This is a genomic window from Tardiphaga robiniae (genome assembly GCF_001618955.1).
In the GTDB taxonomy this organism is placed as follows: Bacteria; Pseudomonadota; Alphaproteobacteria; order Rhizobiales; family Xanthobacteraceae; genus Tardiphaga; species Tardiphaga robiniae_A.
Map to the genome: position 1 here is coordinate 602,066 of NZ_LVYV01000001.1, position 22,134 is coordinate 624,199.

General features: G+C 61.8%; 23 protein-coding genes. 12 read left to right on the forward strand and 11 right to left on the reverse strand.

Annotated features, from left to right (window positions below):
• Positions 1-277 precede the first annotated feature (277 nt).
• On the forward strand, positions 278-1,348 hold the full coding sequence (locus A4A58_RS02860) for a methyl-accepting chemotaxis protein (protein ID WP_244499676.1): 1,071 nt from the start codon (positions 278-280) through the stop codon (positions 1,346-1,348).
• Between the two features lie 67 nt (positions 1,349-1,415).
• Positions 1,416-1,781 (forward strand): glyoxalase superfamily protein, encoded by a 366-nt coding sequence (locus A4A58_RS02865; RefSeq protein WP_068729607.1) that lies wholly within the window; start codon positions 1,416-1,418, stop codon positions 1,779-1,781.
• 35 nt (positions 1,782-1,816) lie between these two features.
• Here A4A58_RS02865 and A4A58_RS02870 read toward each other — a convergent pair whose 3' ends face one another.
• From A4A58_RS02870 to A4A58_RS02880, 3 genes are read right to left on the reverse strand one after another with little or no spacing between them, the layout of a single operon-like run.
• Positions 1,817-2,338, reverse strand: coding sequence for an NUDIX hydrolase (locus A4A58_RS02870; RefSeq protein ID WP_068729609.1), 522 nt, complete (start codon positions 2,336-2,338; stop codon positions 1,817-1,819).
• A 15-nt stretch (positions 2,339-2,353) separates the two neighbouring features.
• Positions 2,354-3,322: a D-erythronate dehydrogenase gene (denD, locus tag A4A58_RS02875; RefSeq protein WP_068729611.1), complete on the reverse strand. Its 969-nt coding sequence runs from the start codon at positions 3,320-3,322 to the stop codon at positions 2,354-2,356.
• A 10-nt stretch (positions 3,323-3,332) separates the two neighbouring features.
• Entirely contained in the window at positions 3,333-4,229 is an 897-nt protein-coding gene (locus A4A58_RS02880; protein WP_068729612.1) for an NAD(P)-dependent oxidoreductase, read from the reverse strand.
• 271 nt (positions 4,230-4,500) lie between these two features.
• Here A4A58_RS02880 and A4A58_RS02885 point away from each other — a divergent pair, with 271 nt between their 5' ends.
• The gene (locus A4A58_RS02885) at positions 4,501-5,460 is read left to right on the forward strand and encodes an ABC transporter substrate-binding protein (protein WP_244499677.1); all 960 of its coding nucleotides are present in this window, start codon (positions 4,501-4,503) and stop codon (positions 5,458-5,460) included.
• Between the two features lie 102 nt (positions 5,461-5,562).
• Positions 5,563-7,257, forward strand: coding sequence for a dihydroxy-acid dehydratase (gene ilvD / locus A4A58_RS02890; RefSeq protein WP_068729615.1), 1,695 nt, complete (start codon positions 5,563-5,565; stop codon positions 7,255-7,257).
• A 211-nt stretch (positions 7,258-7,468) separates the two neighbouring features.
• On the opposite strand, the gene A4A58_RS02895 is transcribed toward ilvD, so the two are convergent.
• From A4A58_RS02895 to A4A58_RS02905, 3 genes are all read right to left on the reverse strand, one after another.
• On the reverse strand, positions 7,469-8,284 hold the full coding sequence (locus A4A58_RS02895) for a 3-keto-5-aminohexanoate cleavage protein (RefSeq protein WP_068729616.1): 816 nt from the start codon (positions 8,282-8,284) through the stop codon (positions 7,469-7,471).
• A gap of 3 nt (positions 8,285-8,287) precedes the next feature.
• Positions 8,288-8,632: a RidA family protein gene (locus A4A58_RS02900; RefSeq protein ID WP_068730407.1), complete on the reverse strand. Its 345-nt coding sequence runs from the start codon at positions 8,630-8,632 to the stop codon at positions 8,288-8,290.
• 120 nt (positions 8,633-8,752) lie between these two features.
• A complete protein-coding gene (locus tag A4A58_RS02905; RefSeq protein WP_139069771.1) occupies positions 8,753-8,980 on the reverse strand; it encodes a hypothetical protein in 228 nt (75 codons plus the stop codon).
• A gap of 332 nt (positions 8,981-9,312) precedes the next feature.
• Here A4A58_RS02905 and recQ point away from each other — a divergent pair, with 332 nt between their 5' ends.
• Positions 9,313-11,190, forward strand: a complete 1,878-nt coding sequence (gene recQ / locus A4A58_RS02910) for a DNA helicase RecQ (RefSeq protein ID WP_068729619.1) — start codon at positions 9,313-9,315, stop codon at positions 11,188-11,190.
• A gap of 64 nt (positions 11,191-11,254) precedes the next feature.
• On the opposite strand, the gene A4A58_RS02915 is transcribed toward recQ, so the two are convergent.
• On the reverse strand, positions 11,255-11,587 hold the full coding sequence (locus A4A58_RS02915) for a GYD domain-containing protein (protein WP_068729622.1): 333 nt from the start codon (positions 11,585-11,587) through the stop codon (positions 11,255-11,257).
• Positions 11,588-11,622: 35 nt separating this feature from the next.
• Positions 11,623-12,126, reverse strand: a complete 504-nt coding sequence (locus A4A58_RS02920; protein ID WP_068729624.1) for a hypothetical protein — start codon at positions 12,124-12,126, stop codon at positions 11,623-11,625.
• Positions 12,127-13,242: 1,116 nt separating this feature from the next.
• Here A4A58_RS02920 and A4A58_RS02925 point away from each other — a divergent pair.
• Both A4A58_RS02925 and A4A58_RS02930 read left to right on the forward strand, forming a co-directional pair.
• The gene (locus tag A4A58_RS02925) at positions 13,243-13,440 is read left to right on the forward strand and encodes a hypothetical protein (RefSeq protein ID WP_068729625.1); all 198 of its coding nucleotides are present in this window, start codon (positions 13,243-13,245) and stop codon (positions 13,438-13,440) included.
• A 194-nt stretch (positions 13,441-13,634) separates the two neighbouring features.
• Positions 13,635-14,846, forward strand: a complete 1,212-nt coding sequence (locus tag A4A58_RS02930; RefSeq protein ID WP_244499678.1) for a serine hydrolase domain-containing protein — start codon at positions 13,635-13,637, stop codon at positions 14,844-14,846.
• A gap of 11 nt (positions 14,847-14,857) precedes the next feature.
• Here the strand turns inward: A4A58_RS02930 and A4A58_RS02935 are convergent, their stop codons facing one another.
• Entirely contained in the window at positions 14,858-15,250 is a 393-nt protein-coding gene (locus A4A58_RS02935) for a nitrile hydratase accessory protein (RefSeq protein ID WP_068729628.1), read from the reverse strand.
• Positions 15,251-15,440: 190 nt separating this feature from the next.
• Between A4A58_RS02935 and A4A58_RS02940 the strand changes: the two genes are divergently transcribed.
• The 3 genes from A4A58_RS02940 to A4A58_RS02945 all read left to right on the forward strand — a co-directional run bounded on the left by A4A58_RS02940 (position 15,441) and on the right by A4A58_RS02945 (position 18,326).
• Positions 15,441-17,087 carry an amidohydrolase gene (locus A4A58_RS02940; protein ID WP_068730409.1) on the forward strand — a complete coding sequence of 549 codons (1,647 nt, stop codon included), beginning with the start codon at positions 15,441-15,443 and terminating at the stop codon, positions 17,085-17,087.
• A gap of 98 nt (positions 17,088-17,185) precedes the next feature.
• Positions 17,186-17,347: a hypothetical protein gene (locus A4A58_RS30710; protein ID WP_158005637.1), complete on the forward strand. Its 162-nt coding sequence runs from the start codon at positions 17,186-17,188 to the stop codon at positions 17,345-17,347.
• Between the two features lie 400 nt (positions 17,348-17,747).
• Positions 17,748-18,326, forward strand: a complete 579-nt coding sequence (locus A4A58_RS02945; protein ID WP_244499641.1) for a hypothetical protein — start codon at positions 17,748-17,750, stop codon at positions 18,324-18,326.
• A 361-nt stretch (positions 18,327-18,687) separates the two neighbouring features.
• Here A4A58_RS02945 and A4A58_RS29490 read toward each other — a convergent pair whose 3' ends face one another.
• Positions 18,688-18,906, reverse strand: coding sequence for a DUF3551 domain-containing protein (locus A4A58_RS29490; RefSeq protein ID WP_081421672.1), 219 nt, complete (start codon positions 18,904-18,906; stop codon positions 18,688-18,690).
• A gap of 670 nt (positions 18,907-19,576) precedes the next feature.
• Between A4A58_RS29490 and A4A58_RS31795 the strand changes: the two genes are divergently transcribed.
• Positions 19,577-19,780, forward strand: coding sequence for a DUF6894 family protein (locus tag A4A58_RS31795; protein WP_068729630.1), 204 nt, complete (start codon positions 19,577-19,579; stop codon positions 19,778-19,780).
• A gap of 307 nt (positions 19,781-20,087) precedes the next feature.
• On the forward strand, positions 20,088-21,515 hold the full coding sequence (locus A4A58_RS02955) for an alpha/beta hydrolase (RefSeq protein ID WP_244499679.1): 1,428 nt from the start codon (positions 20,088-20,090) through the stop codon (positions 21,513-21,515).
• Between the two features lie 16 nt (positions 21,516-21,531).
• Here A4A58_RS02955 and A4A58_RS02960 read toward each other — a convergent pair whose 3' ends face one another.
• Complete coding sequence (locus A4A58_RS02960; protein WP_068729634.1) at positions 21,532-22,005, reverse strand: DUF992 domain-containing protein; 474 nt, start codon at positions 22,003-22,005, stop codon at positions 21,532-21,534.
• Positions 22,006-22,134 lie beyond the last annotated feature (129 nt).

Below are 22,134 nucleotides of genomic sequence, written 5' to 3' on the forward strand. Positions count from 1 at the left end.
GGTTGATATCGCGTTGTTCGTCAGAGCAATCGGGGGCGCGTGCATAAGCATCACTAATGACGCCCTAATTTGTGCCGTTAGGGGCACCGAACGTCCTACGGATGCGGCTGCGCATGACCAGACGCAATGAGATAGTGCCTGTTGCGCACTCCTGCCGCTTATTCGTGCAAGTCGGCGAACCCGGCACACGGAAAATTAAGCCACGATTAACCATGATCGGGCGATAAAGCGAAGGTAACTGATTGCTGTCAACGGGGATGCGACGATGGTCTTGGCGATGAATCGCAGCAGCAATTCTGCGCTTGCCAATGCGACTGAAGAGGCTGACGACAGCTCCGATATCTCCGCCCTGATTGGGCGGTTGACCGCCGAGGTCAATGAGATCGCCTGCGAAAAGACCAGGTCGATCCAGCACATCACCAACCAGATGAAGATGCTGGCGCTGAACGCGCTGATCGAAAGCTCGCGCGCCGGCGCGCAGGGCGCGGGCTTCGCCGTCGTCGCGCAGGAAGTGCGCAATGTCGGCCAGCAGGTCGAGACCATCGCGCGCGATCTGGAATCCCAGCTCACCGCCCGCACCGGCAGCCTGATGGCGTCGATCGAGAAGATGACCGAACGCTCGCGCGGCGAACGCATGGTCGACCTGTCGCTGAACGCCATCGAACTGATCGACCGCAATCTCTATGAGCGCACGTGCGACGTCCGCTGGTGGGCGACCGACTCCGCCGTCGTCGACTGCGCGGCCACACCGAGCGATGCCACCGTCGCTCATGTCTCCGAGCGACTTGCCGTGATCCTCGGCGCCTACACCGTCTATCTCGATCTCTGGCTGTGCGACATGCAAGGCAATGTCATCGCCAGCGGCCGTGGCGATCGTTTCAATGTCACGGGCCAGAATATCGCCGGCACCGCCTGGTTTCGCGATGCCCGTACGCTGCGCTCCGGCGACGACTACACCGCGGGCGACGTCGAGCGCCAGCCGCTCCTGAACAATGCGCAGGTCGCGACCTATTGCGCCAGCGTGCGCGAAGGCGGCAAGGCCAATGGCCGCGCCATCGGCGTGCTCGCGATTCATTTCGACTGGGAAGCCCAGGCTCGCGCCATCGTCGAAGGCGTTCGCGTCGATGACGACAAGACGCGCGTGCTGCTGGTGGATTCGAACCTGCGCGTCATCGCCTCGTCCGACGGCCAGGGCCTGCTCACCGAACGCATCGCCCTCGCTCTGAACGGCCGCCGCAGTGGCTTCTATCACGACCGTTCGGGCGGCCTCGTCGCCTTCCATGCCACACCGGGCTATGAGACTTACAAAGGTCTCGGCTGGTACGGCGTGATCATGCGCGGCGCCTAGCCGCACGATCTAGTCAATGGCGACTTCGCTGCGATAATCTCCCCTACGCCACGAGCGGGAGACAGCGATGACCGACGTCACTTTCGAACCGGCAATTCCGGTTCTGCGCATCTATGACATTGCCAAAGCGAAGGAGTTCTACGTCGACTTCCTCGGCTTTGCGATCGACTGGGAACATCGTTACGGGCCGGACTTCCCGCTCTACATGCAGGTGTCGCGCGGTGGCGTGAAGCTGCATCTCAGCGAACACTACGGCGACGGCACGCCGGGCAGCGTGGTCTATATCCGCGGCAGCAATATCGCAGCCTTCGCGAAAGAATTGAACGACAAGCAGGCCCGCTTCGCGCGCCCGAGTCCGACCGATACGGCCCCGAAGATCACCGACCCGTTCGGCAATGTGCTGCGCTTCGACGACGCAACCAACACGCACTGAGCCAATCGCTTCAGCCATCGCTGCAACGAGAGAACTCACCCGTTCAGCCAGTTCCTGATCTTTGCGAAGAACCCCGTGTCACGTCGCACGCTGACAGGCCCCACGGCAATTGGCCGCACCGGCTCACCATCAACGACCCGTTCCGTCCTCGCTGCCGCCAGCGCCATGGGCCCGACCTGCGCGAGAAACGCGTGTTCATGACTGCGCGTCAGCCGCGCCAGGGCGGCGTCAAATGGCAGCCACGCGACTTCGCTGATATCCTTCATCAGCTTGCGTGACGGCACGGGCGCAGCCTCCATATGCCAGAAATGCACGACCTTGGTCCGTTCGCCGAGCGGATAGGCCAGGGCGCCGAGATAGTCATGCACCGACGCAGCATGACCGGTCTCTTCCAGCACCTCGCGCTCTGCCGCGTCACGCGGCGTCTCGCCATTGTCGAGCTTGCCTTTCGGAAGCACCCAGTCACCGCGCTTGCGCAGGCACACCACGGCAAACAGCGGCGTCTCGCCCCGCTGCACGACAATGCCTCCCGCCGCCATGATGATATCGCGCGCCATGATTGTCCTTAACCGCTAACGCACAAAGACGCCATCGAGGTCATCCTCGATATGAGCATGAATGATGGAATCGAAATCCGGTTCCGCCTGGAAGCCCAGCGCCAGCGCGCGCGTGGTCTCGAACATCGTGGGCCATCCCGCAACCATCGCCATCGTAGCGGGATCTGGCACATGCTTGATACGTGTCACAACACTGTCACCTCCCACGCGGCGGAGCGCCGCAATCATGTCGGCGACCGATGCGCGCACGCCGGGCATCATCACCGTGCGGCGTGCGCCGAGCTTGGCGCTGTCGAGCGTTGCACCATGAAGTAGGAATTCCGTCGTCGCGCGCGGACTGGCATGTGTCTGCCCGACGTCGTCGGTTACCGGCAGCACCGCCTCACGCCCGGCCAGCGGCTCACGGATGATATTGGAGAAGAAACCCGACGCTGCCGCATTGGGCTTGCCTGGCCGCACGCAGATATTCGGCAGGCGAATTCCGATCCCGTCGAAGAACCCGCGCCGCGTATAATCGGCCAGCAGCAATTCGCAGATCGCCTTCTGCGTTCCGTAGCTCGACAGCGGCGTGTGAAAGAAATCGTCGGCGATCGGCCCGTTATAGGGCGCGCCGAAGGTCGCGATGGACGAGGTGTAGACGATGCGAGGGCGATAACCGTCACCCATCGCACGGATCGCCTCGAACAGATTGCGTGTGCCGTCGAGATTGACTGCGTAGCCTTTGTCGAAATTCTGCTCGGCTTCGCCGGAGACGACCGCAGCAAGATGGAAGATCAGGTCGGGCTTTGACGCCAGCAGGGCTGCGGGCGCATCCGGTTTTGCGAGATCGACCATGATGCTGCGCGCGCCGACCAGATCGCTGGGGACCGCATCGGCCATCACCAGATCGCCGATTTCCCCACCGCCGACATGACCGTCCCTCAACAGCCGCTCGCACAGCTTGCGGCCGATCATGCCGGCCGCGCCAATCACCAGAACCTTCATTCCTTGATCTTCACTCTTTGGGTGCCGACAGCTTGTAGATCTCCAGCGCGTCGGCATCGGCGCCGCGCACCGCCTTGCCCATGCGGAAGATCTGCGCCGCGAGCGCCGCCATCGGCACCGGCGTCGATGTGTCCTGCGCCACGGCGACGACCGTATCGAGGTCCTTGAGCATCGTGTGGATGTGGCCGAGCGGCGGCGAATGAATGCCCTGGGCCATGCGCGGCACGAACAGTTGCAGCGGGATCGAATCTGCAAAGCCGCCCGCGAGCGCTTCCGGCAGACGCTTGGCGTCGATACCGGCATTCACGGCAAGCCGCGTCGCTTCGGCCAGCACCGCCATGGCGCAGCCGACGATCACCTGGTTGCAGAGTTTGGTCATCTGCCCGGCGCCGGTCGGCCCCATATGCGTGAAGTTGCGCGCCATCGCCAGAATATAGGGCCTGATACGCTCGACATCGGCGGCCTCGCCGCCCGCCATGATCGCGAGCGTGGCTTCCTCCGCGCCCTTGGTGCCGCCCGACACCGGCGCATCGATCCAGCCCATGCCGTTCGCCGCCTTCAGCCGCGCCGCGATGGACTTCGTCTTGTCCGGATGGATCGAGGAGAAATCGACGACGAGCTTGCCGTTGCCATCGGCGCCGGACAGACCGTTGTCGCCGAACACCACTTCCTCCACCGCCGATGCATCGGTGAGGCACATGAAGATAATGCTGGCATGCGCCGCGACATCGCGCGGGCTGACGGCTGCTTTCGCACCGGCCTCTAGCAGCGCATTGGCCTTGCCGGGCGAGCGATTCCAGACGGCCACATCGTAACCGGCGCCGAGCAACCGCTTGGTCATCGGCAGTCCCATCAGGCCGAGGCCGAGGTAACCGAGCTTCTCTTTGCCGCCTGCTGAATCCACCATTTTGACTCCGTTGTCCTTCTACCGCGAGCCACGCTGCTCGCATCTGCGAGCTATCTACGCTGCGTCCGCAGCCGCAGCAACGATGATATCAACGCCTGCGCAACTGCCAATTGTTGCGCCACAGCACGAATGAATGTTGGGCACGGACCTCGCTTGCCAGAATATTTGAAGCATGAAAGGCTTCAAGACAGTGGGGCTTTTCTTTTGGCCGGGTCTGGCCATCATCAAACGGGAGTGAGCGGGCATGAAGCTGGGTTCTTCGAAGTGGCTGATGGCGGCGGCTCTCGCGGCGGGAGCGGTGTCGGGTGTTGCACAGGCGCAGACGATTCCGACCATCAAGGTCGGCTGGACCATTCCGGCCGAAGAATCCAAATACTGGATGATGAAACGCCCGACCGAATTCACCAATCTCGGCAAGACCTATAATATCGAATGGACCCAGTTTCAGGGCACCTCGCCGATGACGCAGGCGCTCGCCGCCGGCGCGCTGGATTGCGCCACCCAGGGCGTGCTGTCGCTCGCCAACGGCGTCAACGGCGGCAATCTCAAGGCCTATATCGTCGCGCAGCACGTGTCGGAAAAGCCCGGCAGCTTCTCGGTCTACTGGGCGGTGAAGGATGACTCGCCAATCAAGACCATCGCCGATCTCAAGGGCAAGAATGTCGGCATTTCCGTCATCGGCGGCGGTACCTACGGGCCGTTCAAGATGCTGCTGAAAGGCGCCGGTGTCGATCCCGAGAAGGACGTCAAGCTGATCGAGATCGGCTTCGCAGCTTCCGAAGATGCGCTGCGCCAGGGTCGCGTCGACGCGATCAACATGAACCAGCCATTTGCCGCGCGCATGGAAGCCAAGGGCGGCACGCGCAAGCTGTTCTCGCTGAATGAAGCGATGCCGAACATCGTGCATATCCTTGAAGCCTGCCGCGCCGATTTCGTCGACAAGAACCCCGAACTCGCCAAGGCCTATGTCGCCGACATCACCCTTGGCATGAAGAAGGCGCTGGCCAACCGCGAGGAAACGCTGAAGGTCGTCAACGAAGTCATGAAGGCGCCGATCCCGGTGCTGGAGACCTATCTGCTGAAGGAGAACGACTTCGCCCGCGACCCGGGCGCAGCACCGAACTTCCCGGCCATGCAGAAGATGCTCGATATCTACACCGAGGCCGGCATGCTGCCGAAGATGGACGCGATGCAGTTCAAGCACCCGACCATCGTCGCGCCGATCCAGTAGAGCAAGACACGATATCTCATTGTATGATGTCCTGAGGCCACGCCCCGCGGCGTGGCCTCACTGCATTGAACGACAAGACCAAGAAACCGAAAGATACGCCCCATGAAGAAATTGCGATCCCGCGTCACCACCGACGGCCTCGACCGTGCCCCGCACCGCGCTTTCATGCGCGCCATGGGCCTCGACGACGAGGCGATCGCAAAACCCATGATCGGCGTGGTGTCGATGAAGGGCGAGCAGACGCCCTGCAACATGACCCATGACTTTCAGGTCGACGCCGCCAAGACCGGTATTTCCGAAGCCGGCGGCACACCGCGCGAGTTCTCGACCATCTCGGTCTCCGATGCCATCAGCATGAACCATGAGGGCATGAAGTTCTCGCTGCTGTCGCGCGAAATCATCGCCGACAGTATCGAAGCTGTGATGCACGGCCTCGCCTATGACGCGCTGATCGGCTTCGGTGGCTGCGACAAGACGTTGCCCGGCGTCATCATGGGCATGGTCCGATGCAACGTGCCGTCGATCTTCATCTATGGCGGCAGTTCGCTGCCGGGACTGCACAAAGGCAAGACGCTGACCGCGCTGGATTCCTATGAAGCCGTCGGCGCCTTCATGACCGGCGACATCGACAAGCAGGAGCTGGACGCCATCGAACGCGCGTGTCTGCCGACCATCGGCGCCTGCGCCGGCCAGTTCACCGCCAATACGATGGCGATGGTGTCCGAAGCGCTGGGGATCACCATGCCCAATGTCTCGATGATCCCCGGCGTCTATGCCGAGCGCGCGCAGTTCGCCCGGCGCGCCGGACGTCTGGTCATGGACATGCTGCGCAACGATGGCCCGCTGCCGCGCGACATCGTTACGCGCAAATCGCTGGAGAACGGCGCCGCCATCGTGGCCGCCACGGGCGGCTCCACCAATGCCGCGCTGCATCTGCCGGCCATCGCCAACGAGGCCGGCATCAAATTTACCATCGACGATGTCGGCGAGGTGTTCGCGCGCACGCCGCTGATCGGCAATCTGCGGCCGGGCGGCAAATATGTGGCCAAGGATGTCTACGATATCGGCGGCACGGCGGTCGTCATTCGTGCACTGGTCGAGAGCGGCCATATCGACGGTTCGTGCCTGACCATCACCGGCCGAACCATCGCGGAAGAATACGGCAACGCCAACAAGGCCGATGGCGAGATCATCTACAGTTCAGCAAAGCCGATCATGCCCGATGGCGGCGTCGCGGTGTTGAAGGGCAACCTGTCCCCCGATGGCGCAGTGATCAAGGTCGCCGGACTGAAGAAGACAGTGTTCGAAGGCACGGCGCGCGTGTTCGAGGACGAGGAAAGCTGCGTCGCCGCGGTGAAGGACCGCAGCTACAAGGAAGGCGATGTGCTGATCATCCGCAACGAGGGTCCGGTCGGCGGACCCGGCATGCGCGAGATGCTCGGGGTCACCGCGCTCATCTACGGCCAGGGTATGGGCGAGAAGGTCGCGCTGATCACCGACGGCCGCTTCTCCGGCGCCACGCGCGGCATGTGCATCGGCTATGTCTCCCCGGAAGCCTATATCGGCGGACCGCTCGCGCTGGTGCGTGATGGCGATCCGATCCGGATCGATGCGCCGGCGCGGCGACTGGATCTGATGATCGACGAGGCGGAATTTGCGGTACGCAAGGCGGCGTGGACCCAGCGTCCGCCGCGTCACCGCGCCGGTGCGCTGGCGAAATATGCCAAGCTCGTCGGACAGGCGCCCGGCGGGGCCGTCACGCATGACGGCGGCGCGGAATGGCCGTGGTTTGAGTGAGTAATCCTGGCGCCGGCGTCGCGCTCCTTCTCCCCGCACTGCGCGGGGAGAAGGTCGGGACGACGGGCAAGGCAATGGCCTATCATCTCGCATGGTCTATCGGGTCGGGATCGGTGCGAACCGTGAGTGCGATTGTGCGACGACTACAGCGCGCCGCCCCTCACCCGCCGCGAAAACGCGGCGACCTCTCCCCGTAAAGAACGGGGAGAGGTTAGAGCGCCGTCGCGGCGCGCAGCTCATCCGCCGTCGCGTACTTCAGCCCGACAGCTTCGATCGCGCGTCGCGCCGCCGCAACCAGATCCTGATTGCCTTTGGCGCGGCAGCCATCCGGCAGCAATTCGTTGTTCTCGAAGCCGACGCGGATATGACCGCCGAGCAATGCGCCCGCGGTGACACAGGCCGTCTCCTGCGCACCGAAGGCGCAGACACTCCAGTGTTCGAATGTTGGCGCACCGGGCACGACGAACGGCAGCAGATCGGCCGGATGCGACGTCTGCCCCGCCGTATAGCGGCCGAGCACGAACAGCGCTGGCAGCTTCTCGAACGGCACCAGCCCGCGTTTGCGAAACTCTGCAAGCCGCACGGCGTCAGCCGCATCGTAGAGAATGATCTGCGGCGTCACGCGCTCGCGCTTCATCCAGCCGAGCAGATCGGCGAAGGCCTGCTCCTCGCCGGCATCGGGTACCAGTTCGCGCAGCGCCAGCGACGCCGCTTCCGGCTTCACCGCCTGCACCACGGCGCGCTGCTGCGCCGGTGTGTATTTGCCGAGCGCCTCGGAGGTGATCTGGATGACGAGCCTGTCGCCGACTGCACTGCGGATCGCCGCGATGGCGTCCCGATAGGCCGCCGCATCGAGCAGGTGACTGCCGTCGGCATTGCGCACATGGGCATGGATCATCGCCGCGCCTGCCTCAAGGCAATGCGCGGCCGTCACCGCCAACTCCGCCGGCGTCAGCGGCACGGCGGGATGGTCGGCCTTGACCTTGCGGCCGCCGTTTGGGGCGACCGCAATGGCAACGAGAGACATGATTTACGGAATCGCTGCGATGACGGCGATCTCGACCTTGATGGCGGGGTCCGCGAGCTTCGACTCGACGCAGGCGCGTGCGGGGCCAACTTCGGGCACCCAGGCATCCCACACCGTGTTCACGGCATCGCGGTCGTTGATATTCGGCAGCCAGACGGTCGCGCTGAGGATGTTGTTCTTGTCGGTGCCGGCTTCCTTGAGCAGCGCATCGATCTTGTCGAGCACCTGCTTGGTCTGCGTCTTGACGTCGCCCGAATATTCATCCGGCACCTGGCCGGCGAGGTAGACGGTGTTGCCATGGATGGAAGCCTGACTGAGACGCTTGCCGGGACCGAGACGCTTGATCATGCAGAAGTCTTTCATTGAGTGTGGAACGGAGTGACCCGGGCGCGACCATCCCCGCTCGGAACTGGCCCGTCAAGCCCATGACGCCACCCGGCACAAGTGGCCCCGCGTGGACCACTTCCACTATTCCGCGGCGCGGGCCCGCTTCACGGCATCGTCCATCAACGCCTTTGGCGCGGGCAGACGCAGCTTGCGGCCATGCTGCAGATAGAGCAGCGCGACGCGCTTCGGATCGGACAGGTTCCAGATTTCGACCGCGGGCAGCCGCCCCACCAGCGTCACGGACGGTCGATGGGCGATGACATGGGACAGGATCGCGGATTTCGGCCCCTTCCTGAATTTCCGGCGCACTTTTCGTGCGGCATTCTCATTGGCTGCCAGCCAACGGATCTTGGGTCCGCGGCCGCGGTTCAGAAGCCAAGAAAAGATTCGCAAAATGAATGGCATACGGCTTTTCTTTTTGCCCGGTTGCAGCGACGCTGGCGCGCTCGCGCTGTCTTGTCTTAGACCGGTTCATCGACAGGGGTAAAGCGGCGCGATCAAGGCGAAAGGTCGCGATGCCATAGAGAATGAAGCATTCCCTAGGGAATGACGCATTCCCCGGGGAACGACGCGCTCCCCCCCGGGAATGACACGTTCCCTTGGGATATACGCGACCCTCGAATCAGGAATAGACCTGCGCCATGTCCGTTCCCGTCGGCGCCTCGCGTCAATCGAAAAATCAGCCAGACGTGTTCCAGACCTCGGACGCATTGTCCGTGCTGCATTCGGTGTTCGGCCTGCCGGGTTTTCGCGGTGCACAGGAAGATATTGTCCGCCACGTGACCGATGGAGGCAATTGCCTGGTGCTGATGCCGACCGGCGGCGGCAAATCCCTGTGTTACCAGTTGCCATCCTTGCTGCGCCCGGGCTGCGGTATCGTCGTGTCGCCCTTGATTGCGCTGATGCGCGACCAGGTCGCCGGCCTGCTCGAGGCGGGCGTCAAGGCGGCGGTGCTGAATTCCACCCTGTCATGGGACGAAGCCAACGAGGTCGAGCGGCAGCTGCTCGCCGGAGAACTCGACCTGCTCTACGTCGCACCGGAGCGGTTGGTCACGCCGCGTTGCCTCGCCATGCTCGGCCGTGCCAGAATTGCCCTCTTCGCCATCGATGAGGCGCATTGCGTCGCGCAATGGGGCCACGATTTCCGGCCCGAATATATCGGCCTCTCGGTTATCGCCGAACGGTTCCCTAACATTCCGCGCATTGCGCTGACCGCCACCGCCGACGATCTGACCCGGCAGGAGATCGTGCAGCGGCTGGGCCTCGACGACGCACCGAATTTCGTCGCGAGTTTCGACCGGCCCAACATCAAGTACGAGATCGTCGACAAGACCAATGCGCAGAAGCAGTTGCAGGCTTTCATCAGCGACCGGCATTCCGGCGAGGCCGGCGTGGTCTATTGCCTGTCGCGCGCCAAGGTCGAGGACACCGCCGCGGCACTGAACAAGGCCGGCATCCTCGCGCTGCCCTACCATGCGGGTCTCGATGCGCGCCTGCGTGAAACCAATCAGGATCGCTTCATCAATGAGGACGGCGTGGTGATCGTCGCCACCGTCGCCTTCGGCATGGGCATCGACAAGCCCGACGTGCGCTTCGTCTGCCATCTCGATCTGCCGAAAAGCATCGAGGCCTATTATCAGGAGACCGGCCGCGCCGGCCGCGACGGCAAACCGTCCAATGCCTGGATGGCTTATGGCCTCTCGGACATCGTGCAGCAGCGCCGCATGATCGACGAGTCCACCGGATCCGAGACGTTCAAGGGCGTCTCGATCCGCAAGCTCGATGCGCTCGTCGGCCTTGCCGAAACCGTCGATTGTCGGCGCACGCGGCTACTGGGCTATTTCGGCGAAGAGGCGACCGGCACGCGCTGTGGCAATTGCGATAACTGCCTGACGCCGCCGAAAGTCTGGAACGGCAGTGTCGCCGCGCAGAAGCTTCTATCCTGCGCCTATCGCACCGGGCAGAAATTCGGCGCCATGCATCTGGTGGACGTGCTGATCGGCCGCCTCACCGACAAGGTCAAGCAGTTCGGCCATGACAAGCTGTCGGTATTCGGCATCGGCGGCGAACTCACCGAGAAACAATGGCGCGCCGTGATGCGACAGCTGGTGGCGCGCGGCTTTCTCTATGCGGATGCGGATAGCTTCAATGCGCTGAAGCTCACGGAAGAAGCGCGCGGTGTGCTGAAGGGTGAGATCGAACTGATGTTCCGCGAGGAAACCGGCGGTACCGGCCGCGCCCCGCGCAGTAAATCCCGCCGCGGCGATCTCGCGGCACCGCGCAGCGACAATGCCAATCCCGATCTGCTGGCCGTGCTGCGCGCCTGGCGCTCGGAAGTCGCGAAGAAGCGCAACGTCCCGGCCTATGTCGTGCTGCACGACGCCACCATCGACGGCATCGCCAGCGAACATCCCACCACACTCGACCAGCTCCGCGAAATCCCGGGGATCGGCGACAAGAAACTGGAGCATTACGGCGACGAGATCCTCGCGCTGGTGAATGCGACACCGGGACGATAGCGGCAGTTCCGAGCCCGGAGCACGAATGTCTCCAGCGAATGCGGGCGATCGACGCCACCGATGTCTATCGGGCGGGCTTGTAACCCTTGATGACGGACTCCGACTTCTTCAGGGCCGCCACAAGTTCCTCGCCGGTCATCAACGCAGTCGTCTGGCTGGACTTGATGGCGCCGCCCGCCGCAATCGCGACGGCGATGGCTGCCATGCTCTCGATATCCGGCACATCGGCGATCAGCATCACGTCATATTCGCCCAGGCAATACCAACCACCGATCAATGTTCCTCCGACCGCCTCCGTCGTCTGCCGTCCAACGGATTCAACGCGGTTCTGCGGATTCTTCATTTGCGCGGCCCATGATTCCGGCGTGTAGGCAGCCTGATACATATAGAGCGGCATGTTCGACCTCCGTCAGCCGGGATTGTCCTGACCTTTCACCGGGAGAAGAGCGCGAGCTTCGCCATTTTCACGGCACGACCTAACTCTATTCGCGCGATGATACCGGCAGCGATCTGCATGGTGGCGCCGATTGCCCAGCTCAAACAGATGATGCCAGCCGTCCTGGGGCCGACAGTTTCACCCAGAATGATACTGGAGACTGACGTGATCGCCGTCACCGATGTTATGAAGGTACCGGCCGCAGTGAGCAGCTCCACCATATCCGCACTGTTGCCCAGCCCGCGCCATAGCGGCAGATGCATGCGGTAATCGGCAGGAACCTGGGGCAGATCGATCCCGAGATAGAAGCCGGTAGCCCCATAAATGATCATGGCGAACACGACTTCACCCGAACCGATGACCTCGATGAAGCGGCCGACCTCGGCAACGAACAACCCGCAGGCAGCCCCAAGCAAAGCGAGTCCGGTCCGTTCGAGGATGTGCGCCAACCTGCTGAGGGTCGAGCGGGTGTGCCACGATGCGCTGGGCTTGATGATCATGTGATCCTCGTCTGCCCATGAGCCTGCCGAGGAGGAGTTTTGAGGTCCATCCTCCGCAATAACAAGCAGTGGTGCTTACCTAAATTGGATGGGTCGGCGGCACCTGCTTCGGTGAAGTGAAAACACGCGTCCGCATTCTCGCGGCGCTTGCGCGTCCGAGCTATGAGCATTCCTTCGACCCTCTCCGAAAAGAGGGCGTGCGGAACGCCGGGTGCCCGATGCACCCTTGGGCCTGATGCGAATGCGGTCTTCCGCATGGGGTAATGCATCAGGACTTTCGGAAAGCACGAGCGATTGCCCAGCGTTCCGCCTGCGGTGTTTTTTCGGTTGCTTGCACTTTGCCTCAACGAACGATCCGATCACCGAATTAAAGTCCCAAGGCGATGGGAAGGGAGCCTCAAGCGAGTAAGCCGGACACGTTTTGACTTGGTCGTCCGTCACACTGTCCAGAATTCTTTCCATCCCAAGGTCGGCCGTCTCCTTGCCAGTGGCAGTGCTGGCGCAGATCCGTCCTGCCCGAAGACAGACGTCACCCATGAACCGCGTAACGCCGCATCTCCGGCGTCCACCGCATCCAGCCCCGCGAACGTGACGATCGCGCTCGCCCCTCTCATCGGGGCCGGACGAAGGGGGATATAATCAAGATGGAGATATTGTTAACGGAGAGTAGGAAAAATATCTGGTAGGCTTCCTGGCCCCCAAACTGTCATTCCGGGGCGGGACCGACGCCGCAGGCGACGGGACCGAACCCGGAATCTCGACATGGGAGTCTCCGTAGAGCCAAACACTCCGGGATTCCGGGTTCACACCGATCCGCTACGCGGCTCGATGTGCCCCGGAATGACGAGAGTGAGTGAACACATCGAGATTCCCCGGAATGACAGCGTGGGGCGAAGCGCTTCGGACTTTGTCCGCCATTTCACGGCATTGAAGAATACGGATGACGCAAATACCGCCAAAGGCGCCAAAACCGCTGGATTCGTAAGTATCCGGTTACGCGACGAAACAAATCTCTGCACCCACGAAACAATTTTCTACACGGACGCCATCGGCTGGAAACCGGCCGGGACTACACCTCCAAGCAACAAGTAGCCGCGTAGACGGCAGGAGGCCGCCATGAACCACTCGATCCACAGCGCAGACCGCAGCACGCATCTCAAGATCGTCGTTGTCGCCTTGGTTGCCGGCATCGCGGTTGCAGGTTTCGGCATTGCCGCCCGCACGGGCACCAGCGACGGCACCCAGACGGCCCGCATCATCAAGGCCGGCCAGCCGACCGCGCTCACCAGTTCGAACACGACGGCGGTTCGCTGATTGTCGCATCAGGACACCGGACCGGTTTGACCTAAATCAGCGTGATGTACCGCTATCCCGGGATCAGCGGCACGCGCCGGTGATCCCGGCGCATCACGCGATTCAACCTTGGCACCCTCGACAGCCCCTCTGTCCTGCCATAGTAAATCCTTGAGCGCATCGACGCGCCGAAGATGCAGGACAGACCTTTGACTGTGACAGATGTGCCGCCGGGTGCAGGCGAAGCCAACAGCACCATTCGTCAAGCTTCCGCGACGAGTCCCAAGACCGCAAACCAGACTGCAACCGACGCGATCATCAATTCCTATGCCGGCCGATCGATGCCCATCGATCATCTGCGGACCTTCGTCACGCCCGAGATGAATTTCGCGACCCGCACCATCAAGGCGGGCGCACCGGTGCGGCCGCTGACTTACGGCAAGCGCGCGCTGCCAGACTTTCCGATCGTCTCCACCGCCGGCACCTTCGACATCTACGACTATGTCTCGCGCAACCGCGTCGCCGGACTTCTGGTGATGAAGGACGACGAAGTGCTGCTTGAGCATTACGACCTCGGCATCGATGCCGGTACGCGCTGGCTGTCGATGTCGATGGCGAAATCCTTCAGCACCACGCTGGTGGGCGCCGCCATCCAGGACGGCTATATCCAGAGCGTCGACGACCCGCTGACCAGGTATCTTCCCGAATTTTCCGGCACCGCCTATGAGGGCGTCAGCGTAAGGACGCTGATGCAGATGACGTCGGGCTTGCGCTGGAGCGACGACCAGACCGATGCGAATTCCGAGCGCCGCAAGATGCTCGCATTGCAGGTCGGGCAAGAGCCCGGCGCCGTCATGCGCTACATGGCCGAACGCCCGCGCGCCGCGACGCCCGGCACGCAATGGACCTATTCGACCGGCGATACCCATGTTGTCGGCGCGCTGGTGAAGGCCGCCACCGGCAAATGGCTGAGCGACTATCTCTCCGAGAAAATCTGGTCGAAGCTCGGCATGGAGCAGGACGGCGCGTGGTGGCTGGAAGCACCAGGCGGGTTAGAGGTCGCTGGCAGCGGCATGTTTGCCACCCTGCGTGACTATGCCAGATTCGGCCGGTTCATTCTTGACGACGGCGTGATTGACGGTGAACGCGTGCTGCCGGAAGGCTGGGTGCGCGAGGCCGGCGCGGCAAGGCAGATCAACGGCCGGCGCGTCGATTACGGCTATATGTGGTGGATCGTGCCGACGCCCGACGGCACGCTCGATGACGGCGCCTTCGTCGCGCGCGGTATTTTCGGCCAGATGCTGTACATCAATCCGAAACAGCGCGTGATCTGCGTGGTGCTCAGCGCACGCTCGAAACCGACGACGCTGAACGCGCCGATTCTGGACAATGATTTCTTCAATGCGGTGGTGAAGGCGCTGGCGTAATCGCGCGACCGCTAGGTGTGATGCGCGAAATCCGCCGGGGTCAGTTCGATCGGCTGGCCATGCGGCGTGCGATCGGCGGCGTGATCCCAGGCGTCGCGGTAGCGATGAAGCGCATCCGCCGTCGTCACGCCCTTCTCGGCGATCAGATTTTCCAGCGTCGCCAGCCAGTGTCGGTAATAGGTCTCCCCGGTGTCGGCATCGCCACCCGCTTGGGCGCGCTTGATCTCGGCAGCCAGCGCCGCAGCCCATTCCGTCCAGGTGAACACGCCGCGCTCATGCAGTGTCACGGCCATGGCAAAGGCCTGGGCCTCCCACGGCTCGCGAAACACCGGACCCTCGGCGTCACAGGGAATGCTCGGGATTTCGACCGTCGCACGCGTTGCAGCCTGAGTATTGGTCGTCATCGCGCGGACTCTCATCACTTGTTATCTGAACATGCTGCCAACATTGGAATCCATCACAGATGCCGCTGCAAGGCAATGTGTGGGGCAATGCTGAAACTGCGGGCTTGCATTGCCCAATGTGCAATCTTGCCGCGCACGCGAATTTGCGTCATTCGCTGCGCGTGGCCAATTGACTGAAGGTGGAATGCATATGAACGAGCCGAGCCTGATCCTCACCGGAGGTCGCATTTTCTGCGGCCTCAACGAAGGCTTCGTCGAAGCGATCGCGACCAAGGACGGCCGCGTGCTGGCGACGGGCAGCGCAGAGACAATCGCCGAGCTTGCCGGCCCGGATACGCGCATCATCGAACTCGCCGGTCGTACCGCCATCCCCGGCCTGAACGATGCGCATATGCATCTGCTGCCGCTCGGCCTGACCATGACCGAGATCAATCTGCGGCCGGAGACCGGCGCCAACAGCATCGGCGAGATCCTGCGCCGCGTCGCCGAGAAGGCCAAGACGGCCAAGCCCGGCGAATGGATCAATGGTCGCGGCTATGACCATTACGAACTCGCGGAAAAGCGCCACCCCACCGCGGAAGAGCTTGATCAGGTCGCGCCGAACAATCCGGTCTATCTCAAGCGCACCTGCGGCCATGTCGCCGTGATCAATACGCAGGCGATGCGCGCGGCCGGCATCGGCCACAACACGCCGCAGCCCGACGGCGGCATGATCGAGCGCCGCGACAACAAGCTGACAGGCCTGCTGGCCGAACGCGCGCTGCGCCTGATTGTCGATGCCGCGCCGAAACCAAGCGCCGAGCGCTTGCGAGACGCGATCGATAGCGCCGGCCGGTTCATGCTCTCGCAGGGTTTTACCAGCGTGATGGACGCCGCGGTCGGCATGACCGCGGGCATGGCTGAGATCGAGGCCTATGAAGACATGGCCAGGGACGGCTCGCTGCCACTGCGCACCTGGGTCTGCATCTACGGGAACACCGATGGCATCGGCGATCAGGCACATGCTGCAGGTTATCGCTTCGGCCGCGAGGTCGGCATGCTGCGCTACGGCGCGATGAAAGTGTTTGGCGACGGCAGCGCCGGCGGCCTCACCGCTGCGATGTCCGAGCCCTATCTGGTTGGCGATCCCGATAACCGCGGCATCTTCTGCTACACCGACAAGGAAATGCACGACTATCTCGCGCATTATCATGACCTCGGCTACCAGCTCGCGATCCACGCCATCGGCGATGCTGCCATCGAGCAGGTGCTGTCGGGTATCGAGAAAGCGGGTACGGCGGAGAACCCTATCCTTGGCCGCCGCCATCGCATCGAGCATTGCGGCTTCCTGAGCGACGGCCAGATCGCGCGCATGGCAGCCTCGGGCATCGATCCGGTCCCGCAGCCGATCTTCATGTATGAATTCGGCGACCTCTACATCACCAATCTCGGTCAGGCGCGCACCGACGTGGCCTATCCGATGCGCAAGTGGTTCGACGCCGGTCTGCATCCGGCCGCAAGCTCGGATGCACCAGTCTCCACCACCGATCCATTCAAGAACCTGTTCACGATGACGACGCGCATGTCCAACCGCCACACGGTGCTCGGCGAAGGGCAGAGGCTGTCGATGGCGGAAGCGATCCACGCCTACACTTACTTTGGCGCCTATACGCAATTCGCCGAAGAGCGCGTCGGCCGTCTGGTGCCGGGCCAGCTCGCCGATATCGCCGTGCTCAGCCACGACGTCTTCACCTGCGCGCCCGAAGAAGTCGAGAAAGACACCCGCTGCGATCTCACCATTCTGGGCGGCGACGTCGTCTTCGACAGACTGGGTCAAGTCGCGATCGCCGCCGAATAAAGGGAGCGCAAGACGCTGCGCTGAGCAATCCAGCGCATTCTTCTTGCGATCCCGATTCTGGTCTATGGGTGTCTGGTCGGCTGGTCCTGATGCAGGTAATGCCGACCAGAGCGGATCTCGACATCGAGCTGAAGCGCCAAACGCGCACGGGAGATGTCGTCATGACGATCACGGTCATCCGCAATGCCGACTATATCGTTGCGCAAGCTGACGGAAATCTCGCCGCTGTCGTTCCCGCTGGCCTGACAGAGCGCGCATGACAGCAAATTTCAGTCTTCAGCGCCTTGTAACAGACACACCTTCGGCCCGAGCTCGCAAAGCGACTGGCGCTATATAAGAGATCCCGCGGCGCTGCTGCCCAAATCGCAAGCGGAGGCGCGATTTGGCTGACGGAGAGAGTGTCCGTTGAAGTTTCGTCTGCTGGGCTCGGCGCAAGCCGCAGATGTTTGCGAAAGCCCTTAGTCCATAGTCTTTAATTGGCCCGACATTCAGGGTTTTCCATTCAAAGGCAGTGCGTGCAGTTCCCTCGCCAATCTAAGGTGATGACCCGATACTTCAGATGGGACGGGAGAATAGTTTCGGAGCGTGCGCCTCCATCAGACGGCACCGCGACGACCGTGTGTTGGACGCCGGTGCTGAAGGAGGCGCGGAACAACGCGAATGATCCGCACCCACGCATGGGTGATTACACTGGTCGAGGAAGAGGCGATGGCGGCATCCAGCAGGTTTGAAATCAGTATTCTGAAACACGATGAGCAAGAAATCATTCTCGCTACTCATCATCCCGCCATCGGAGAATTAGCGCGCGAGAAGCTCGAGAGCCTTCGTTCGAGGCTACGGGATCTCCATGGCAGGGAGCATACCCTCGCGCGACATCGACAGCGTGAGGCAAGAGGAAAAGCCGAACCCAGAGGTAATAGCTTTTCGGGAACGGCCGAGCATGCAACTCAGCGCAAGCAGGTCTTCGTTGCCGCTATCAAACGCCTCAACAAGGAGCTAAAGCGCCTGCAGAAATTCGAAGCGAGAAGGGAACTCGGAGAGGCCGCGCGGCGCGCATTAGCCCTGCGGCGGGCACAGCAGTTCACAAGACCGCATAATGATCTTCGCCCTAGCGAAGGAATGCGATCCATCCCGAACCAGCGCCGGAATACCAAGATCCCCCCTTCAAGGATTGGAAGGGTGTCGCAGGCCAATAAACGCGCGCAGGCTCGGCGAGACGCCAGTCGCGGAAGCAGTTGAAACCGCGCACGGGGAATTGCGCGACGAACTGAGGGCAATCTCTCGCATCCGCAAGATCCTCAATCAGCTCGCGATTGATAAGCTGTGGCTGGGGCGACGGTTGGAAGCATCCCCAGGGCAGCCCCGGGCTCAAGTATCGCGCTAAACAGCTACACGCACACGGGTGGGGGAGCCTTGCGGCAAAATATGCTGGTTTTCGGCGCGTTTCTGCTGAGACGCAGAACGCTGATATCGCCGACTAGGGCGGAGGGCTCACAGACCTACGCGGCCTCCGTCGGAGGCCGCCGCTTCGTTTGTATATGGAGGCTCCGTTGATCGGCTACGGGTCAATGGAGCGCCATTTCAATGACGATAAGAAGCCTTAACGGACGCGCTTGCGACAGGACGCACCTGTTCCGCTGACCGCTGCACGGCATTGGTCGATCGTGTCATAACTACAATCGGTGCCCCGCGACTGTGATTTGGCACACCACGCCCTTCCCTTGGCTTCGCTCTGCGTGGTGACGAATACCATGCTCGCGCTCGCGAGTATCGTCGAAACAAGCAGGGACAATAAAAAACGCTTTTTCAGGTTCTGCATCGCATCCTCCTTTTCAATCCTCGAAATAATGGATGACGCGATTGCATCACGATATCGGGTGTTAACCTGATCTGAGCCGCGGAATCACCCCTGCGATGACAGCAAAAGATCGTGATCCGCTGGAATGGCTATCGCAGGCGAAACGGTGCAATCGTGTCGCTCACCTGCAATAGCGATGCGATACCGGATGGGATCTTCCGCTCGATGCGCGGACCCAGCAACGACCATGGCGCCAGTAATAGCGGCTATGCCAATGTCGCCTGTGACTCCCCACGGCCGCGCCGGTGGCAGCACCGATGGCCGCACCGCGTCGCCCGCCGACAGCGCCGCCAATGATCGCACCGGACACTGCGCCACGTCCTGCTGCGCTTTGGGCAAGCGCATCCGCCAGCGGAACCACTGCAGACAGCGCGAGTAGAACTAGCAAGGCTGAGATCCGGCGCATTCGTAACTCCCTGACAATTTGATACTCTGTGACCGCTCAAACATCCCGATTTGAAATGCACTTCCAGAGCCAGAGCTATCGGGGAAAACCCTTGGTCGGTGCGCGTGACGCGCCCGGAGATCTCGCACGCCGTCATCTGGTAACGGAGCCAATGCCGACCGCATGTGTCAGCGCCTTACCAATTATTCACTGGGACACGCCGCTCCTCCGAATTATTGGAGGCCGATGCGATACTTTTTCCATATCCTGGACGGGCCGAAAGTTTTCCCCGATGAGATCGGAAGCCGCCTTTCAAATCCGAAGTTTGCGATAACGCAAGCGCGGGCCCTTGCTACGGAATTGGGCAAGGCCGGCGCGCTTTGCGGGTCCAGTCTGGTGTTCGTTCTCGACGAGAACGGCAACCGGATATTCAGATGCCGGGCCAACTGATGGACAGCCGCAAGGCGGACCATTTTAGTCCACACCGCGATCTCCTAACGAATTTGATAGATTTCTCCGCATCGAACGGTTTTGCATATGGCTGCCGTCGTATACGCGGATCGGGACGTCGCCAAAGAAGTTACTGAGTATCAGGGTAAAGCCCGATACCCGCTCGGGTGCTTTCCCTTATATCTCCCGTCGCGTTTTAGTTTTTCCAGGCCATCTTGCACCACGTCGTCATTTACGAGGTTCGGTCGTGCGGGCCAGAATCTTCAGATTTGCAAAGATCCTGATGGCGTTTTTCGGCATCGTGCTGATGACGATCTTCGCTGTCCGCATCTACGATTCGCAGCGAGGACTGCCACTCGAGACATGGCACACCTACGTTCCGCATGAGCTACATGCGAGCAAGCTGGATACTGCCGACTGGGCACAATATATGGCGGCTGAGGCGGAGCTTTTCGACGAAGTCCAGCGCGAGGTATCGCAGAAGCTCGATGCGACAGAACGTGTGCCACCCAATCGGTATTTCGAAGGCAGCCCGGTCTATCCCCCGCATTTCGTGCAGGATTTCAACCGCTCCTTTGTGCTGGAGCCGAAGGGGAAGCCGATCGGAGCGGTCGTGCTTCTTCACGGCCTGACGGACTCTCCCTACAGCCAACGCCATATTGCGCGCTTCTACCGCGATCAAGGCTTCCTGGCGATCGTCCCAAGGCTGCCGGCACATGGCACAGTTCCGGCCGCGCTGACCGATATCGCGTGGGAAGACTGGATGGCTGCCACGCGGCTCGCGGTGCGGGAAGTAAAGAAGCGGATGGGCTCACCCGTGCCGCTGCATCTGGTGGGATTTTCCAATGGCGGTGCACTGGCCATCATGTATGCGCTTGATGCCATCGACGACGAAAAACTGTCGCGACCCGACTGCCTGATACTGATCTCGCCGATGGTCGGCATCACCAGTTTTGCACGGTTTGCCGGCCTCGCGGGATTTCCGGCAATTCTGCCCGCCTTCGCCAAGGCCGCATGGCTCGACGTCGTTCCGGAGTTCAATCCCTTCAAGTACAATTCATTCCCGGTAAACGGCGCGCGTCAATCGCATCTTCTGACCCGGGCTCTGCAAAGGAGGCTCGCGCGCTATGCGAGTGAAGGCAGACTGAGTCAGTTTCCACCCATCCTGACATTCCAGTCGCTGATGGATTTCACCGTCAGCACGCGGGCCATCGTCTCCGAGCTCTATGCCCATCTGCCTGCCAATGGGAGCGAACTCGTTCTGTTTGACGTCAACCGCACCGCCCGATTTGGCCCCCTGCTCCGCACCAGCACCGATACCGCGCTGGCACGTATTGTACCGGGCGGCCCGCGGCGCTACCGCCTCGCCGTCATTACCAATTCCGGTGACAATAATGACGACGTGATCGAGCGTGTGACCGAGGCCGGCACTGTCGACGAGCATTCTCGCCCGATCGGCCTGAACTATCCACGGGGCTTCTATTCGCTGTCGCACGTGGCGCTGCCATTTCCGGTCAGCGATTCTCTCTATGGGGCGGAGCCGGACAAGTCCGAGGATTTTGGCGAAAACCTCGGTACCCTGGCGCCGCGCGGAGAACGCAATGTGCTGATCGCCAGCCTCGACTCGCTGATGCGGGCGTCATCAAACCCGTTCTTCCCCTATATGGTCGGCCGGATCGGTGAGAGCATTCTCACCCCCGCAAAGACCGTCCTACCCACCCGGTTAAAGCGATGACGACGAAAAATGACGACTATCGAAGAACGAGATTGGATATGCCCAGTGCCAGATTCAATCCGATCTGGCCCTCGACAGAGAGCGGCTGCAGCGTGATCGTACGGCGCGATCCGCCGACCAGGACGTTGGCACCGAGGCCCAGGCCGATGGCAACATTTCCGCTTGCGCCGACATAGCTGCCTCGCAATGTGCCGCGGCCGATATTACTGTTTCGCGCAAAGACACCCCAGAACAGTGTTCCTCCGCGCGTTACACCGACATCGAGGCCAACCCGTCTGATCGTGCCTCTGTAGTTATATTGCCGCGCAGCCACGCTCGACAGGAAGACACATTGCATCTCCTGGCGTGAGCCAAGAACCAGCCCGACTCTCGGACCGGTGCTGCATGTCAGTCCGCCGACGCGAAAAAGCTGCTGCGCGTGAGCCGATGCGGGTAGCATCTGCGGAATCAGGAAGGCACATACCACCGTCAATAAGCGAATGCTGAACATTTGCTTCCCTCTCGAAGCCGCGACAAAAATAGTCTCACGTCTGCCGCACGAGGCTAGCCGTCAGCACGCAATAGTTAATCGGGAAAAACCCTGAACAGGTCATGATGAGTACCCGGATTGCTCGGGAAC

Coding starts and splice junctions, on each gene's coding strand:
- A4A58_RS02860 (WP_244499676.1), top strand. CDS start 278: ATGAATCGCAGCAGCAATTCTGCGCTTGCCAATGCGACTGAAGAGGCT.
- A4A58_RS02865 (WP_068729607.1), top strand. CDS start 1,416: ATGACCGACGTCACTTTCGAACCGGCAATTCCGGTTCTGCGCATCTAT.
- A4A58_RS02870 (WP_068729609.1), bottom strand. CDS start 2,338: ATGGCGCGCGATATCATCATGGCGGCGGGAGGCATTGTCGTGCAGCGG.
- denD (WP_068729611.1), bottom strand. CDS start 3,322: ATGAAGGTTCTGGTGATTGGCGCGGCCGGCATGATCGGCCGCAAGCTG.
- A4A58_RS02880 (WP_068729612.1), bottom strand. CDS start 4,229: ATGGTGGATTCAGCAGGCGGCAAAGAGAAGCTCGGTTACCTCGGCCTC.
- A4A58_RS02885 (WP_244499677.1), top strand. CDS start 4,501: ATGGCGGCGGCTCTCGCGGCGGGAGCGGTGTCGGGTGTTGCACAGGCG.
- ilvD (WP_068729615.1), top strand. CDS start 5,563: ATGAAGAAATTGCGATCCCGCGTCACCACCGACGGCCTCGACCGTGCC.
- A4A58_RS02895 (WP_068729616.1), bottom strand. CDS start 8,284: ATGTCTCTCGTTGCCATTGCGGTCGCCCCAAACGGCGGCCGCAAGGTC.
- A4A58_RS02900 (WP_068730407.1), bottom strand. CDS start 8,632: ATGATCAAGCGTCTCGGTCCCGGCAAGCGTCTCAGTCAGGCTTCCATC.
- recQ (WP_068729619.1), top strand. CDS start 9,313: ATGTCCGTTCCCGTCGGCGCCTCGCGTCAATCGAAAAATCAGCCAGAC.
- A4A58_RS02915 (WP_068729622.1), bottom strand. CDS start 11,587: ATGCCGCTCTATATGTATCAGGCTGCCTACACGCCGGAATCATGGGCC.
- A4A58_RS02920 (WP_068729624.1), bottom strand. CDS start 12,126: ATGATCATCAAGCCCAGCGCATCGTGGCACACCCGCTCGACCCTCAGC.
- A4A58_RS02925 (WP_068729625.1), top strand. CDS start 13,243: ATGAACCACTCGATCCACAGCGCAGACCGCAGCACGCATCTCAAGATC.
- A4A58_RS02935 (WP_068729628.1), bottom strand. CDS start 15,250: ATGACGACCAATACTCAGGCTGCAACGCGTGCGACGGTCGAAATCCCG.
- A4A58_RS02940 (WP_068730409.1), top strand. CDS start 15,441: ATGAACGAGCCGAGCCTGATCCTCACCGGAGGTCGCATTTTCTGCGGC.
- A4A58_RS30710 (WP_158005637.1), top strand. CDS start 17,186: ATGCCGACCAGAGCGGATCTCGACATCGAGCTGAAGCGCCAAACGCGC.
- A4A58_RS02945 (WP_244499641.1), top strand. CDS start 17,748: ATGATCCGCACCCACGCATGGGTGATTACACTGGTCGAGGAAGAGGCG.
- A4A58_RS29490 (WP_081421672.1), bottom strand. CDS start 18,906: ATGCAGAACCTGAAAAAGCGTTTTTTATTGTCCCTGCTTGTTTCGACG.
- A4A58_RS31795 (WP_068729630.1), top strand. CDS start 19,577: ATGCGATACTTTTTCCATATCCTGGACGGGCCGAAAGTTTTCCCCGAT.
- A4A58_RS02955 (WP_244499679.1), top strand. CDS start 20,088: ATGACGATCTTCGCTGTCCGCATCTACGATTCGCAGCGAGGACTGCCA.
- A4A58_RS02960 (WP_068729634.1), bottom strand. CDS start 22,005: ATGTTCAGCATTCGCTTATTGACGGTGGTATGTGCCTTCCTGATTCCG.